At 49.2% G+C, this 15,302-nt stretch carries 14 protein-coding genes; 12 read left to right on the top strand and 2 right to left on the bottom strand.

The genetic code is table 11. The features are described from left to right. Nucleotides 1-37 precede the first annotated feature (37 nt). The 4 genes from MUG09_RS15910 to MUG09_RS15895 all read left to right on the top strand — a co-directional run bounded on the left by MUG09_RS15910 (nucleotide 38) and on the right by MUG09_RS15895 (nucleotide 3,663). Nucleotides 38-1,027 (top strand): Bug family tripartite tricarboxylate transporter substrate binding protein, encoded by a 990-nt coding sequence (locus MUG09_RS15910; protein WP_244772418.1) that lies wholly within the window; start codon nucleotides 38-40, stop codon nucleotides 1,025-1,027. 95 nt (nucleotides 1,028-1,122) lie between these two features. Next, nucleotides 1,123-1,782 carry an aspartate/glutamate racemase family protein gene (locus MUG09_RS15905; RefSeq protein WP_244772417.1) on the top strand — a complete coding sequence of 220 codons (660 nt, stop codon included), beginning with the start codon at nucleotides 1,123-1,125 and terminating at the stop codon, nucleotides 1,780-1,782. A gap of 1 nt (nucleotide 1,783) precedes the next feature. Continuing rightward, nucleotides 1,784-2,698, top strand: coding sequence for a TIM barrel protein (locus tag MUG09_RS15900; RefSeq protein ID WP_244772416.1), 915 nt, complete (start codon nucleotides 1,784-1,786; stop codon nucleotides 2,696-2,698). Next, entirely contained in the window at nucleotides 2,695-3,663 is a 969-nt protein-coding gene (locus tag MUG09_RS15895) for an aldo/keto reductase (RefSeq protein ID WP_244772415.1), read from the top strand. The genes MUG09_RS15900 and MUG09_RS15895 overlap by 4 nt, the downstream gene beginning before the upstream one ends. Here MUG09_RS15895 and MUG09_RS15890 read toward each other — a convergent pair. Both MUG09_RS15890 and MUG09_RS15885 read right to left on the bottom strand, forming a co-directional pair. After that, nucleotides 3,655-4,749 carry a DUF362 domain-containing protein gene (locus MUG09_RS15890; protein WP_244772414.1) on the bottom strand — a complete coding sequence of 365 codons (1,095 nt, stop codon included), beginning with the start codon at nucleotides 4,747-4,749 and terminating at the stop codon, nucleotides 3,655-3,657. The two genes, MUG09_RS15895 and MUG09_RS15890, sit on opposite strands and share 9 nt — an antisense overlap. After that, on the bottom strand, nucleotides 4,746-5,396 hold the full coding sequence (locus tag MUG09_RS15885; RefSeq protein WP_244772413.1) for a GntR family transcriptional regulator: 651 nt from the start codon (nucleotides 5,394-5,396) through the stop codon (nucleotides 4,746-4,748). The genes MUG09_RS15890 and MUG09_RS15885 overlap by 4 nt, the downstream gene beginning before the upstream one ends. A 296-nt stretch (nucleotides 5,397-5,692) precedes the next feature. On the opposite strand from MUG09_RS15885, the gene MUG09_RS15880 reads away from it, so the two are divergent. The 8 genes from MUG09_RS15880 (at nucleotide 5,693) to MUG09_RS15845 (ending at nucleotide 15,147) form a co-directional block, all read left to right on the top strand. After that, nucleotides 5,693-6,583 carry a transketolase gene (locus MUG09_RS15880; RefSeq protein WP_244772412.1) on the top strand — a complete coding sequence of 297 codons (891 nt, stop codon included), beginning with the start codon at nucleotides 5,693-5,695 and terminating at the stop codon, nucleotides 6,581-6,583. Next, nucleotides 6,580-7,497 (top strand): transketolase family protein, encoded by a 918-nt coding sequence (locus MUG09_RS15875; RefSeq protein WP_244772411.1) that lies wholly within the window; start codon nucleotides 6,580-6,582, stop codon nucleotides 7,495-7,497. Before MUG09_RS15880 ends, MUG09_RS15875 begins: the two co-directional genes overlap by 4 nt. Nucleotides 7,498-7,509: 12 nt before the next feature. Next, on the top strand, nucleotides 7,510-8,787 hold the full coding sequence (locus MUG09_RS15870) for an iron-containing alcohol dehydrogenase (protein ID WP_244772410.1): 1,278 nt from the start codon (nucleotides 7,510-7,512) through the stop codon (nucleotides 8,785-8,787). A 66-nt stretch (nucleotides 8,788-8,853) separates the two neighbouring features. Then, complete coding sequence (locus MUG09_RS15865) at nucleotides 8,854-9,672, top strand: sugar phosphate isomerase/epimerase family protein (RefSeq protein ID WP_244772409.1); 819 nt, start codon at nucleotides 8,854-8,856, stop codon at nucleotides 9,670-9,672. A 483-nt stretch (nucleotides 9,673-10,155) separates the two neighbouring features. Next, on the top strand, nucleotides 10,156-11,154 hold the full coding sequence (locus MUG09_RS15860; RefSeq protein WP_244772408.1) for a TRAP transporter substrate-binding protein: 999 nt from the start codon (nucleotides 10,156-10,158) through the stop codon (nucleotides 11,152-11,154). Between the two features lie 72 nt (nucleotides 11,155-11,226). Then, nucleotides 11,227-13,080, top strand: a complete 1,854-nt coding sequence (locus tag MUG09_RS15855; protein WP_244772407.1) for a TRAP transporter large permease — start codon at nucleotides 11,227-11,229, stop codon at nucleotides 13,078-13,080. Between the two features lie 26 nt (nucleotides 13,081-13,106). Continuing rightward, nucleotides 13,107-14,354 carry an enolase C-terminal domain-like protein gene (locus MUG09_RS15850; RefSeq protein ID WP_244772406.1) on the top strand — a complete coding sequence of 416 codons (1,248 nt, stop codon included), beginning with the start codon at nucleotides 13,107-13,109 and terminating at the stop codon, nucleotides 14,352-14,354. Nucleotides 14,355-14,373: 19 nt separating this feature from the next. Further along, on the top strand, nucleotides 14,374-15,147 hold the full coding sequence (locus MUG09_RS15845) for an SDR family NAD(P)-dependent oxidoreductase (protein WP_244772405.1): 774 nt from the start codon (nucleotides 14,374-14,376) through the stop codon (nucleotides 15,145-15,147). Nucleotides 15,148-15,302: the final 155 nt, after the last annotated feature.

The raw sequence follows: 15,302 nt of genomic DNA, 5'->3' as shown, positions 1-15,302 counted from the left end.
ACAGGTGTCCTGAAAGAAACAAATAGGAGAAAAGACTATGAAAAAACTTGCTATTCTGCTTGGCATTCTGCTACTCGTAAGCATGTCCGTATTCGCTGCCGGTCAGGCTGAAGCTACTGGTGCTGCAAAGGCCTTCGTTCCTACCAAGAACATTGAATGGTATGTTACCAGCTCCCCCGGTGGTGGTTCCGATATTTTCACCCGCACCATCATGGATATCGCAGTTGCAGAGAACCTGCTCAACGGCCAGAACGTTGTTGTCCAGTACAAGACCGACGGAGCTGGTGAAGTAGGACGCCTCTTGGTCTCCCAGATCAAGGCAGGTGTACAGGCTGACCACACTCTGCTTACCTTCAACAGCGGCGATCTCATGCCGATGGTGAAGAACACTGCCAACCGCTTTGAGAACTTCCAACCCATCGCTCACATGGCTGTTGACAAGCACCTGCTTTTCATCGGCGAGTACTCCAAGTACAAGAGCTTTGAGGAAGTCTTGGCCGCCCTCAAGAGAGGCGAGAGAATTGTGCTTGGTGGTTCCAAGGGTGACGACATCGGTTGCCATGCTGCCTTGATCAAGGAAATCGGTGTAACCGAGGACCAGTTCTCCTACATCGCACACGACGCAACCAGTGGTGCCATCACTGCAATCCTGGGTGGTCACTTCGACCTCTTGATCTCCAAGCCTGCTGCTGCTTCCCAGTATGTCGAAGCTGGCAAGATTAAACCGATCTTGGCTCTTTCCACCAGTCGTTTCCCCGGCAACCTGAATTCTGCACCCACCCTCAGTGAGTTCGGCTACAAGAACGTCGAGGTTCCCAACTGGAGATCCATCGTAGCGCCCAAGTCCATGAGTGCTGAAGCTGTAGCCTATTGGACCGACGTCTTCAAGAAAGTATCCGAGACCGAGAATTGGAACAAGGGCTACATCGAGAAGCAGAAGCTGGTTCCCGATTACATGGATTCTGAGACCTTCAGAACCTATGGCATGCAGTTCCAGAAGGATTACCTTGCTTCCATCGGGAAATAAGGAAAATCAGATGCAAGGGCATCAGATGTTTTGAATATAAGGGATGAGGGGTATAATCACACTCATCCCTTTTACTTAATCAATGAGGTGAGAATATGAAACGTGTAGCAATTGTTCATACGGTACGGCCGGTACTCGCAAGTTTTCCCCAGCTGCTTGAGCAGGTGGTGGGGCAGCCGTTGAAGATCCATAACCTGTTGGATGAGTTCTTGGCTTCGGACCCGGCAGAGATTGGATGCTTTTCTGTTGAGAACCGCAATCGTCTTTTCAACGACCTGAAGTCTTGTGAACTTACCAAGGCCGATTTGATTATTGTTACCTGTTCAACACTCACCCCTGCCGTGCAGCTTATCCGTCCGTTCATCAATGTACCTATTGTCGCCATCGATGATGCCATGACCGAACAGGCGGTACGCATCGGGAAAAAAATCAAGGTAGTGGCAACCGCCATGAGCACCCTCAAGCCGACCATCGCCAAGCTCGAGCAGGAAGCAGCACTCGCCGGTGTTGAAATCGAGGTGGATGCCCAGGACCACGAACCTGCGTATACCGCAATGCGCGCCGGTGACATGACCACGCATGACCGCCTTGTCCTTGAGATGATCAGGGAAGTGAAGGGATTCGATTGTATTGTCCTTGCCCAGGCATCCATGGGACATCTGCAAGAAAAAGCGCAGAAAATTGCCGGAGTCCCTGTTCTGGCTTCCCCGATTCTCTGCTGCGAGAAAGTGAAGCACATGCTCGAGGCTATGTGATATGAAAGAGAGCATCCACAATTACTGCAACCTCGGCATTGTCCTCTCCATGGCCTACCCATCCTGTATCAAAAGCGAAGAGGAGTACCGCTGTTGCCTGAAAACAATCCTGACCGACCCTTTCTTCAATGTCGTGGAACTCGGCTCCCTGCCGTTTGCCTCCTTGAAGCAGGCAGTTCCGACCATGGTGGAAACCGCTCACTGCACTTCCACCTTCAGCGGCCATTCACTGCTCTTTTCCCGGAAATTGAATATCAACAGCCTCGATGAGAGTGAACGGGCACTAGCTGTTTCGGCGTTGAAGGAAGGCATTGATGAGGCCTATGAATTGGGTTGCTCGGAATTCCAATTCCTCTCCCGCTCATATGAACCGGGAAAAGAGCAGGCATACCTAAACGCTTTAATCGCCAGCACAAAAGAGATTTGCGCGTATGCAAAAAGCAAAGGCTCCATGCCGGTGGTTCTGGAGGTATTCGACCACACCATCGATAAGAAATCACTGCTTGGTCCTGCCTCCTTGGTCAAGGAGTATGCCCAGGCGGTATGCAGTGAGTACGACAATTTCGGCATCATGATCGACTGCTCCCACATCCCGATGATAGGGGAGACCGTCGATGAGGCTGTCGACCCGATAATTCCCTATATCCGCCACGTACATGTAGGAAACACCTTGATCAGCGACCCCGCAAATCCAAGCTATGGCGACTTGCACCCGCGTTTCGGCTACCCCGGCAGCGAGAACGACACCGAGTATCTTGCATCATTCCTGCAGAAGATGAAGGACATCGGCTATCTTGCTGAAGGCAGCTCCAATATTCTCTCTTTTGAGGTGAAACCCCAAGCTGGGGAGGATGCCGACTTGGTGGTTGCAAATGCCAAACGGACTCTGTTGTCTGCATGGAGATGCGTACTATGAAACTCGGTACCACCGACATCGATATCTCTCCCATCGCCTTGGGAACCTGGGCCATGGGAGGAGGGGACAGCTGGGGGGATAGTGACCCTTCGTTGGCGATTCAAACCGTGCACCAAGCTCTCGAGCTTGGCATCAACTTCATCGACACAGCCCCTGCCTACGGCAATGGCTTGAGTGAGCAGCTGCTTGGGACTGCCTTGCAAGGCAAGCGAAATCAAGCGGTACTGGCCACAAAGTGTGGCTTGGTCTGGGGATCGGACGATGAAGGGTCGGTACACAAAAGCCGTGATGGAGTCATCATCCGGCGCAACCTCAGCAAGCATAGCATTCTTAAGCAGGTTGAGGAGAGTCTTGGAAGATTGAAGACCGATTACATCGATCTGCTTCTCACCCATTGGCAGTCTATTCCTCCATTCCATACCCCGATCGAAGAGACAATCGAGACGTTCGAATTGCTCAGGCAACAGGGGAAAATTCGCAGCTATGGAGCCTGCAACGTAAGCCTCGATGAGTTGAAAGCCTATCAGAAGTACGGAACTCCTTCATTGGTGCAGGAGCGTTTCAGCCTGCTTACCCGAGCCAAGGCGGACATTGCTGGCTACTGTGCAGAGAACCAAATCACCTTCCAGGCCTACAGCCCGCTCGAGCGTGGTGTCCTGACCGGCAAGCAGGCTCTCTCCCAAAGTGTTGTAGGGACGGCAAAAGCCTCGGTGGTCTGGTACAAGTTGGAGAACAGGACCAAAGTGCTGGCTTTACTTACCTCGCTTGAAACCCTCGCACAAAAGTACAATACAAGTGTGGGAAATCTGGTTATTGCATGGACCAGGCAGGCAACCAGTACGATGAACGTCTTGTGCGGAGCAAGAAAGCCAAGCCAAATCGAAGAGAACAGCAAGGCGCAAGAGCTTGTCATTACCGCCAAGGACTGGGCGATCATCGATTCACTGGCACGGACACTACTCTAACTCCTTGATGAAACGAATCATATCAATAGCCTTCGGGGGACAACCCGGGAGGCTTTTCCCGAGTCCTCTCGTGCAGATTCCCACTCCGACCTTGGATGGATCGCTTTTACCCTTGTAGCCCTGGCCGATGCAGATCTGCTGCTTCACATCCTTGAGGCGGTCCACCTCGTCCAGGCGCTTGAGGGCATGAATGAGATTCCCGTAACATGCTGAGCATGCACTGTCGGGCTCGGTGAACCTGCCAAGGTAGGAGGCCCTTCCACTTGGTCTTGAAGGAAGCTCGTCACTCGGCTCATTGAGCTGGACCATGACAGCCTGTGAAAGATCGGCAGACCCAACTCCCAGCTGCTGTGCCAGCTCGATATAGGGGATATCCTTGGTCTCAAAGCCCATCAGGCTTGCTCCAAAGCTATCACACAACACACTGTCGCGGCAGGCGAACATCCGGTTCGTCTCAACAGGATTGCCTCCTTCCTCGAAGTCAAGGTCGCCGTTGAGGCTGTCCACAATGACCAGGTCGGCGGCCCTGACCTTGTTCAACGCAGCTATGGGGCGGTTCAAACCCAGCGTATGGAAGAGTCGTTTGGAACGATCGGAGAGAACTCCCTTCATGTTCTTAAGCGCGCAGGTCATCGCTGTCTGACAGTGTCCCTTCAGAACGGGAAGACTGATGAGAAAGTCGGTCTCCAGGATGGTTTTGCTGACCTCCATGGTAATGCCGTCAACTGTTTTCTTGACATACTCATCGTCCTTCACATCCACCAAAGGCACCTTGTAGTGTTTGCTGATCTGGTTGTAGCCGTTTACTCGAAATCCTTCCTTGGTGGAATCACCAACCCAGGCACTTTCGACGATGCTTAGATTTTTATACCCCAGGCCTTGGAGGTGCTCGATAATGGCAACCACAATCTCGGGATGGGTCGTAGCCCCGCTGTCCGCCGTTACTGCAACAACGAGGTTGGGTTTGAGGGCAATGGTGGCTTGCTTGTCAGGAAGAAGCTTCTCGATGTCGATACGTTTCAGGAGAGCCTTTGTCATCATTGAAGCATCCGACCCGTAGGTGATGATAATTTCTTCTTTTGTCATGCCTGCCGGCTCCCGACATGGCTGGTCAAATCGTGGGTGATATGTTCATACAGCAGGCGTTTGCAAGCCTCTTTCTCCCCGTTCTTGAGTAACGTCATCATTTGGGCGTGCTGACCAAGGTAGTAGGACAGTTCATCCTCAGGCAGGTTCTGGGCGATTCTCAGCTGCTGTATTTTTGCATCCAGGCGTTCGCAGATGCTGATCAGGGCGCTGTTTCCCGAGGATCGGATCAAGGCGAGATGAAACAGGCTGTCCTGTTCGAAAACAGTCGCCCTGTCTCCGATGCCCATGGCATACTGGCAATCGGCGGCATAGCGAGAGAGTTCCTTTACGTTCTTGGTATAGGAGGCTTCATCGATGGAATCGATGGCAAGCTGCTCCAAGGTGACACGAACCTTTGCTATGTCGCTGGCTTCCTGCTCGGAAATTAATGAGACGGTTGCATGGCTCCTGGGCTTGATGGTGATCAAGCCGTACTCGGCCAAGCGTCTGATGGCCTCACGGATGGGCGTTCGTGAAACCCCGAACTGCTCAGCCAATGATTCCTCGGGAATCTTCATGCCTCCCTTCAGCTGTCCGGACAAAATCTGGTCCTTGAGCATCGTATAAACTTGGTCGGATAGGCTGTTTTGTATACATTTGGGCATGTGATGTCTCCTTAACTACTCTCCAATAACTGTAAAAGGAAAAGTGTAGTTCGTCAATGATAATTGTGTACAAAAAAACTCCTCACTGCCATTGGCCCTCCCAGGTTGCCATTATTCCTGCTTTATTGTGAGATACGCATAGATTGCGCTGTATTTTCTGTAAAAATATTGATATGTACAAGAATCCCTTTGACAAGATTCTCTCTCCATGGTATCTATATTGTATACAGTACACAATACAGATTCGTTACGGTGTATCGTACGCCGGAATCTGTACAAAACAAGGAGTTTCCTAGATGAGTAAACGTATCAAGGAGTTGCTCTCCCAACCGGACCGAACGTTCAATGCACAAGAACTTTCCGCCTTGGCAGCATATTTCAGGACCGTAATGTTCGATACCCTGCACGACAGGGGAACCGGCCATTGGGGTGGGGCGGCATCCAGTGCGGAGCTGACCACCGCTCTCTACTTCAATCGCATTTCAATCGACCCAGCCAATCCCCATTGGGAGGACCGCGACCGAATCATCCTTTCCAAAGGCCATGCGTCGATGAATCTCTATACGATTCTTGCTCACCGCGGGTTCTTCCCTGTCGAGGAACTCTCATCGTTCCGCAAGCTTGACTCGCGTCTGCAGGGTCATCCATGCATGAACAAGCTCCCGGGTGTGGACATGTCCACCGGAGCTCTGGGCCATGGGCTTTCTGTGGGCCTCGGTATGGCGATGGCGGCAAAACTTTCCAAGAAGAGTTGGTGGACCTACGTGATCAGCGGAGAGGGATGTCTCAACGAGGGTCAGAGCTGGGAAGCCATCATGAGTGCAGCCAAGTTCAAGCCTGAGCACTTTGTTCTGATGATCGACTACAACAAGGTTCAGCTCGATGGAACCGTGGACGAGATCATGCCCCTCGGACCGCTTGCCGAGAAGCTGAAGTCATTCGGCTGGAACGTTGCCCCCAAGGCTTACAACGGTCACGATACACAGGAAATCCTTGACTCGTTCGCTTGGATGGACGGCGACGATGTCTGGCCGAAGGCCGTCATCTACGACACCATCAAGGGCAAGGGTGTTTCCTTCACCGAAGGGAAGAATACCTGGCACGGGGCGGTCATCGATGACGACTCTTATGCAAAGGGTATCGAAGAATTGAATTCCGATTTGAGCAAGAAGGAGGCTGCACTATGAGCATTGCCATGCGAGATGCCTTCGGCAAGAAGCTTGCCGAGCTGGGCGCTACCCATCCCGAGTTGGTGGTATTGGATGCCGATGTATCCTCCTCCACCAAGAGTGCCTTGTTCGGCAAGGCCTTCCCTGACCGCTTCTTCAACGTAGGGGTTGCCGAAGCCAACATGGTGGACATTGCAGCCGGTATGGCTACTGCGGGGTATCACCCGGTGGTAAATGCCTTTGCAATCTTCCTTGCCCTCAAGGCGACCGACCAGATTCGCAATACCATCTGCTACAACAACCTTCCGGTGATCATCGCAGGCGCGTACGGCGGCCTGTCCGACTCCTTCGATGGTGCAAGTCACCAGTCCATCACCGACATCGCCATCATGCGGGCCCTGCCGAACATGCAGGTGATCGTCCCCTCCGACAGTGCGCAGGCTGAACAAGCCCTTGAGTATGCCCTGACCCAGAAAGGACCGGTCTACATCAGGCTCAACCGAAACGCCATGCCCGACCTTCCTGCAGCCAAGACCATCGGAACTGTCCGGGCAGTAGAAGGAACCGATGTAACCATTGCCGCAAACGGCATCACCGCCAGTTTTGCCGTGGAAGCCGCTGCCTTGCTCGCCAAGGACGGCATCAGGGCCGAGGTTCTCAGCGTTCCTGTAGTGAAGCCGTTCGATGTTGCTCCGCTTGCACAGAGTGTGGCAAAAACCGGAAAGTTGCTCTGCATCGAAGAGCATGTGCTGGCCGGTGGTTTCGCAGGTGTTGTCAGCGAGGCCTTTATGAAACAGGGAATTTCCTGTAAATTTGATGCAATAGGTATTGAAGATATGTTTACCGAGTCCGGCCCTTACGAGCCGCTCTTGGCAAAGTATGGAATCAGCGCAGAGAACATTGCAAACCGTGCAAAAGCACTCTGCAAATAAGGAGAATGAATAATGGATCAAATGAAACGTGCGTATGAACTTCTGAAAGAGTGGAAAGGGGACTCTTATGTCCATGGTCTGGGTGTCCTTGACCAGGTAGGACCTCTTGCTGCAGCTTTCGGCAAGCGTGCACTGGTGGTCAGCAACACCACCTATATGAAGCCTGTTGCCGATCGTGTTGTTTCCTACCTGCAGGGCTCCGGTGTCGAGCTTGCCGGCAATGTCATCGCCCCCGATGCCAAGCCCAATGCCCCCCGTGAGGACGTCTATCGACTCGAGTCCTATATTCTGCATACCAAGCCGGACAGCATTGTTGTCATCGGCGGCGGTTCGGCAATCGATGCCGTGAAGGCTGCCAACGCCCTGGCCGCGCTGGGCGCCAAGGTAACCCCTGAAATCGACCACTACTTCGGAACCAATGTGATAACTGATGCTCTTGCAAAGACCAACACCACCTTGATTCCCGTAATCGCCGTGCAGACTTCCGCCTCCAGCGGCGCCCATCTGACCAAGTATTCCAACATCACCGATCCGGTGGTCGGCCAGAAGAAGCTGATCGTCGACAATGCATTGGTTCCCACCGTAGGTCTGTTCGACTACGAGACCACCGTCTCCATGCCGATCTCGGTCACCATCGACGGAGCACTGGATGCCATCGCCCACACCTTCGAGGTGTTCTGCGGTGCCAAGGAAGCAACCTATGAGAAGGCAAAGCAGATCGCCGAATGCGCCATCAGTCTGGTTGCAGAGTATGCAAAGGTCTTGGTTGACGACCCGAAGAATGTAAAGGCCCGTGAGGCCATCGGTCTTGCCACCGACCTCGGCGGCTACGCCATCATGATCGGCGGAACCAGCGGCGCCCACCTGACCAGCTTCTCCCTCGTTGACATCGTCAGTCACGGCACAGCCTGCGGCATCATGAACCCGTACTACGCTGTGCTCTACAGCAAGGCCATCCAGAAGCAGTTGAAGGTTGTTGGTTCCATCTTCTCCTCCTTCGGTTTCGGCTCCTCTGTTGAGAGCCTGGAAGGCCGTGAACTTGCTTTGGCGGTAGCCGATGCAATGATCGCCTTCAGCAAGTCCATCAAGGCTCCTTCCAAGCTTAGCGACTTGAAGGGCTTCACCGATGCCCATATCGAGCGGGCTCTCTCTGCAGCCAAGGACCCCCAGCTTGAGATGAAGCTGAAGAACATGCCCGTGCCGATGACCAGCGGTGATGTGGACGTCTACATGGGGCCGCTGCTCCGTGCAGCCGCCTCTGGAGACCTCTCCCTGATCAAGGAGATGTAAGGTTGTTTCCTGGAAGCAGGGCGCCCATCGGTGTCCTGCTTCTGTCGATAAGGGAGAAGTAAAACTATGAAATTAGCGGTAGCCATTGCCTCCAAGGAGGCGATGCCCAATGCATTTGTTGTGTTCAGGGGAGTCAAAGAGTCAATCATCAAGGCCCATGAGCTCGGGTACGACGGTGTGGAGCTCGCCCTGAAGAATCCTGATGAGGTGAATACACAAGAGCTCAAGCAATGGCTTCGAGAGAACCACTTGGAAGTAAGCGCAATCTCCTCGGGTCAGGTGTTCGCCGCCCGCGGCCTTCATTTCACCGATGAGAATAAGGAAAATAGGGCGGAACTCTACAAGACGTTCTGTGAATTCATAGACCTTGCCGGTGAATTCGGAGGTTTGGTCAATATCGGGCGGACCCGCGGGCCTTACGCCGGACGCGATAAAGCCTTGGTTGAACGGCTCTTTTTGGATATGGCCCATAAGGTTGCCGACCACGCCGAGAAGCGCGGGGTCGAGTTGATCCTGGAGCCGGTGAACCGCTATGAGATCGACTTCATCAACAACCTTGATGAATGTACTGCGATGTTGAGGCAGCTCAATCGCAAGAACTTTGTCATGATGCCCGATGTCTTTCACATGAACATCGAGGATGACAAAATCGGAGAGAGCTTCATCCGCAACAAGGAGTATGTCAGGTATGTGCACTTCGCCGATACCAACCGGCATGCCCCGGGCGACGGACACATGAACTGGGATGAAGTCTTTGGAGCATTGACGTCCATCGGTTACGATGGCTGGACTACCGCAGAAATCCTGCCGTATCCTGATCCCGATACTGCTGCAAAACGTACTGTTGCCTTCCTGAAAGGGACTTTCGGCAAGTATTATCACTAAGCAAATCATTGAGCCGTTGCAAAAGTAACATTGTGACGGCTTTTTAGTTGGCCCCATTGATGGGTAAGTATGCGATCGCATAACTTCCGTGTAATAGAGCATATAAAGCTGAAAATATACTACCTTTTCCATCCTTGGTCAGGGTTACAGAACCTATGACCACTATGCTCTTGTTGGCTTATTTCTGATAACCGTAATATTTCATTCTCTCACGGCAATAGAGAGCTTCTTGTCTGTGACCCTTTTTCCATTTGAATGAAATATTGCATAGCATTGATTGAGGATGATGAATAGCGTCAATGAAGAATCTCTAAGTGAATTGGAAAGAGCCAAATAGCACAAGTTTTGGGATAGTACAATTTTCTTAAAAAAAAGAGAAGAAAAAGAGATTAAAAAAATATTGACAGATATCAAATTTGGTGTAAGATTAAGTAAATCAACTTGTTGGACAACCAACAAGAAAGAACTGGAGGTTATGTTATTATGAAGAAAACAATCATCGTTTTGATTTGTGGCATGCTGATGCTTGCCCAAGGTCTATTCGCCGGTGGTGCAGCTGAAGCAAATACCACTCAGAAAGTAAGCAAAGGCAAGTTTAACATTGACGTGCCTGTTGATCATCCGAAAGCAGTTGCCTTTCAGTCTTTTGCAGACGAGCTCAGGACTGAGACTGATGGTAGGGTCGACATCACAATCTTCCCGAGTAGTCAGCTTGGTGGTGAATTGGAAACCGCTGAAGGTATCAAGCTGAATTCAATCCAATTGGGTTCAATCACTACCAGTGTGCTCACATCCTGGATTCCTGAACTGCAGATTCTCGACATGCCCTTCTTATTTACAGAAGATGAGGAGGCAACCAACGGAACCACATGGCTCGCCGGCTATTTGCAGGACAAATTTGAGAAGCAAGGCTTTCATTTAATCGGATTCTCCATTAATGGTGCACGCAATCCGATGAGTTCTTTCCCAATTTATACACCTGATGATGTGAAAGGAAAGAAAATTCGTGTTATCCAGAGCCCCATCCATCTTGCACTCTGGAAATCCGTTGGATCCACTCCTGTATCAATTCCTGCAAATGAGATCTTCACTTCGATGCAAACCAAGGTTGTCGACTTCTTCGATAATACTCCAACGAATTATTGGTCCTGGAAATTCTACGAAGCTGCGCCATACTATTCAGAGCTGAATCATATTTATGCTGTGGCTGCTTGGGTTTGCAGCAAGGATTGGTATGATGGACTGTCTGCAGATGATCAGAAAACCATTTCCAACCTTACTGGTAAGACCATTTCCTACATCCATACTGAGCTCAGAAAGCAGGATGTTTCTGCCTTACAGAAGGCAGCAGATAATGGGGCCACCATAATTAGAAATATCGATAAGACTCCTTGGATTGAAAAGATGAAGCCCGTTTGGGACCAATTCGGTGCCAGCATTCCAAATAGTCAAGAAATGTTCGATGGGTTGCTCGGGAAGTAATCGATAACGATTCACCTTCATCGCTCATGTAGGTATGAGAGGATGAAGGTGATAATTATATGGAGTGGACTTATGGATTCACCTGTTGTAAATACAAGGAATGTGATGGAGCAGACCGTCAAGAGGTTGGGGAAGATTACAAGATTTATTTCCTTTGCACTTGCCATCATTTTAACCATTGTCGTCATACTAGGAGTAGTAACCAGATACATCTCACAAAGTCCGTTTAGTTGGACTGAAGAGCTGGCTTCTTGGCTGTTCTTCTGGATTATCTGTGCCGCAATAGCAAATGGTCATTTGAATAATAATCACATTGCAATTGATTTGTTTGCCAACAAACTTACTGGAATTGGAAAGCAGATTCAAGTATTTATCATAAACCTAGTAATTGGGCTTGCAACTTTACTTATGACTTCGGCTTCTGTTGGTTTTATCCAGCATATAGGAGGAAACAGTATCACTCTTAACCTCCCGAATTATATTAAAATCATTCCACTTCCGATTTTCTGCTTGCTGAGTCTTCTCTTTATCCTATTCAAGGATATGAAAGATATGAAAACCTTCATTCCACGAGCCTTTGCAATTGTAACAAGTGTAATTATATGGATACTCGTTGGGTTCGGCAATTCAATCCCAAGTCTCGGTTTGCAGCCTAGCCTGGTCATGATGGTTCTCTTCTTTACCTTCATGTTGGTTGGTGCTCCAGTCTCCTTTTCAATGATACTTGCGACCTTTACCGCCACATCCTCTGCTGATTTGCTTCCCCCGGTTGCCGTGGTTCAGAATATGGTCGCAGGGGGTGGAAAATTCATTCTTCTCGCAATACCCTTTTTCATTATTGCCGGGTATTTGATGAATTTGGGTGGGCTTTCAAGTCGTATCATGGATTTCGCAAGTACCTTGGTCAATCAATTCAAGGGAGGCCTTGCAAAGGTCAATATACTTAACAGCCTCATGATGGGTGGCATTTCTGGTTCCTCTGGGGCTGATGCTGCCAGTACGACGAAAGTTCTGGTTCCAGAAATGGAAAAGAAAGGGTATGACAGAGCCTTTGCCTGCGCGGTCACTGCATCTTCCGCAGTACTTCCAAACATTATTCCTCCTGCCATTACCATGCTTGTCTTCGCATCCGTTGCTGATGTTTCTATTCTCAAGTTGTTTTTTGGGGGTATCGGACCTGGCATTCTGATTACTTTGTTAATGATGGGATATGTCCAAATTGTAGCAATTCGCCGCGGATATGAATTAGAAAAAATCAAGAATACAAACAAGGAACGATTCATAGCATTCTTAAAAGCACTCCCGTCGCTACTGCTTTTTGTATGGATAATCGGTGGTATAAGATTTGGCATCGTGACTGCTTCCGAGGCCGGAGTTGTTGGTGTGGTCTGGGCACTGGGATTGGGCATTGTATATAAAGCCTTCAAGGGAAAACAACTGTTTGAAGCAATCTTGGATAGTTCCATTGATGCTGGATTAATTGGTTTGCTGATTGCAGTTTCCAGTCCATTTGCATGGGTCTTGATTGCTGATCATGTTCCCCAGCAACTTGTGAGTTGGGCTGCTAGTATGGAATTGAACCATATAGGTTTTCTCCTTGTGGTTGCGGTTAGTATGATTGCACTTGGTACTTTCATGGATGTCTCCGTATCAATTTTGATTGCAGCTCCTTTATTTCTCCCTTTGGCCAATATACTGGGAATTGATATGACGGTGTTTGGTGTTATCTTGATTCTTGCAGCTGTTATCGGCAATATCACTCCTCCGGTAGGCATACTCGTCTACATTACCTCTTCGATTGCCGAAATCCAGCCAGCAAAAGTATTTCGTGAGTGTGTTCCATTCATTCTAGTAATTATGATTGGTATAGTCTTGATCATTTTCAATCCATGGATAATTACAGGACTTTTCACCTTGTTTAATTAGGCAAAAATTTTTTTCAAGGAGTTGTTGTGAATATAACAATTAGAGATATCACTGTGATTAACACTGCACCAGAAGGCATCAACCTGGTAGTGGTGAAGGTTCTAACATCTGAGCCGGAATTGTATGGGTTAGGTTGTGCGACATTCGCATATCGGCATTTGGCAGTAGAACAAATCTTGATTGACTATTTTAAACCATTGCTGGTTGGGCGTGATGTCTCCAATATCGAAGAAATCTGGAGATTGATGAGTTTCAATGCATATTGGCGTAATGGACCGATTCTAAACAATGCGATGTCTGGCATTGATATGGCTCTATGGGACATCAAGGGGAAGATGGCCAATATGCCTTTGTATCAACTCTTTGGGGGAAAGGTCAGGGAAGGTGTGGCAGTATATCGCCATGCTGATGGGGCTGATTTGGATGAAATATGTGATAACATCCAGAAATACAAAGAATCTGGCATCAAATGCATCCGCTGTCAATTGGGTGGATATGGTGGTGGCGGTTACAGCAAGGCGCCTGCTTCCGCTCCGAAAGGAGCGATGGATGGTGTATATCTCGACTCAAAATCCTATATCAGGGACACAGTTAAATTGTTTGAAGGTATTAGAAACAAGGTTGGGTATGATGTAGATCTATGCCATGATGTTCATGAGCGATTGGATTATCCCGATGCCATGAGGCTTTTGAAAGGGTTGGAACCATATCAGCTGGCCTTCTTGGAGGATTTGGTTCCTTTGGAAAATCTGCACTGGCTTGAAGGGTTGCGTCCATTATCCAGTACTCCCTTGGCTTTGGGAGAACTATTCAACAACCCCGTAGAATGGAAATCCTTGATCGAAAAACACCTTATTGACTATATCCGTATCCATATCTCTCAGATTGGTGGAATCTCTCCAGCCCGTAAGGTTCAGATTTTCGCTGAACAATATGGTGTGAATATTTCTTGGCATGGTCCTGGGGATCTCTCCCCGGTAGGACATGCGGCCAATGTTCATATCGATATTGCATCTTCAAATGTGCGGTATCAGGAGTGGTCTGGTACGGAACCCCCGAATAAAGTAATCCAGGAATTATCAGGCCCGAAGGAGGCTTTATTGGATGTCTTTAATGGGTTGCCACAGTACTCAGAAGGGTATGTATATCCAAACGAACGGCCAGGATTGGGTATCACCGTCAATGAGAAGGAAGCAGCCAAGTATCCCTGCACGAAGGAAACCACAGTGTGGACGCAAACCAGAAGGTTTGACGGGACCATGCAACAACCATAACAAAAAACAGAGGTAAAATATGAAGTTTAGTATCGAGAAAGAGTTTAGTGTAGAGAATAAATGCTGCATCGTTACTGGGGGAGCCCAAGGTCTTTCTAGGGGAATGGCAGAAGGGCTTCTGGAAAATGGTGCTAAAGTAGTTCTGATGGATCTTCAAAAGGATAAGCTTGCTGAGGTTGTGGAGGAATATAGGGACCTTGGGTATCAAGCGTTTGGAGTGAGTGGAAATCTTGGAGACCGCAACGAAATCAATCGGATGTTTGACGAAGCCTTGGAACTTCTGGGCGGTCGACTTGATGTATTGATTCCTGCTGCGGGAATACAACGGCGTCACTTGCCTGAGGAATTTCCGATTGAAGAATGGGACCTTGTTTTGAACATCAACCTCAACCATGTTTTCATAATCTGCCAGAAAGCGATTAAAGTGATGCTCAAACAAGAAGAAGGCGGCAAAATAATCAATATTGGGTCAATGGTTTCTTGGTTTGGAGGGACAACGGTTCCGGCATATACTGCATCCAAGGGAGCAGTGACCCAGTTGACAAAGAGCCTAGCCGTCGATTGTGCTGGTAGGAAAATCAATATCAACGCTATAGCTCCAGGATACATGGACACTGAGATGTGTGCAACCATGTCCCAGTCTAGAAGGGATGAAACCACTGTGCGGATTCCTGCCGGGCGTTGGGGAACTCCTGTTGATCTAAAGGGACCTGTATTGTTCTTGGCATCGCATGCTTCAGACTATTTAAACGGAGTAATCATTCCTGTTGATGGCGGATATTTAGTGAAATAAAGTGAGTGTTTGTAATGGTTATAGGCTATTTCAACATAGACTGAGTAGCCTATAATCAAATTGTGGAATTTGGTTGTGGAATGGTGGAAATTCAACAAAAAGTGATTATGTTATTGGTTGGACTTTTCTTCAACAACGTTCTGCGATACTATGTT

The sequence above is a fragment of the Sphaerochaeta associata genome (assembly GCF_022869165.1).
GTDB classification, from domain to species: domain Bacteria; phylum Spirochaetota; class Spirochaetia; order Sphaerochaetales; family Sphaerochaetaceae; genus Sphaerochaeta; species Sphaerochaeta associata.
This window is presented reverse-complemented; position numbering and strand designations above follow the sequence as displayed.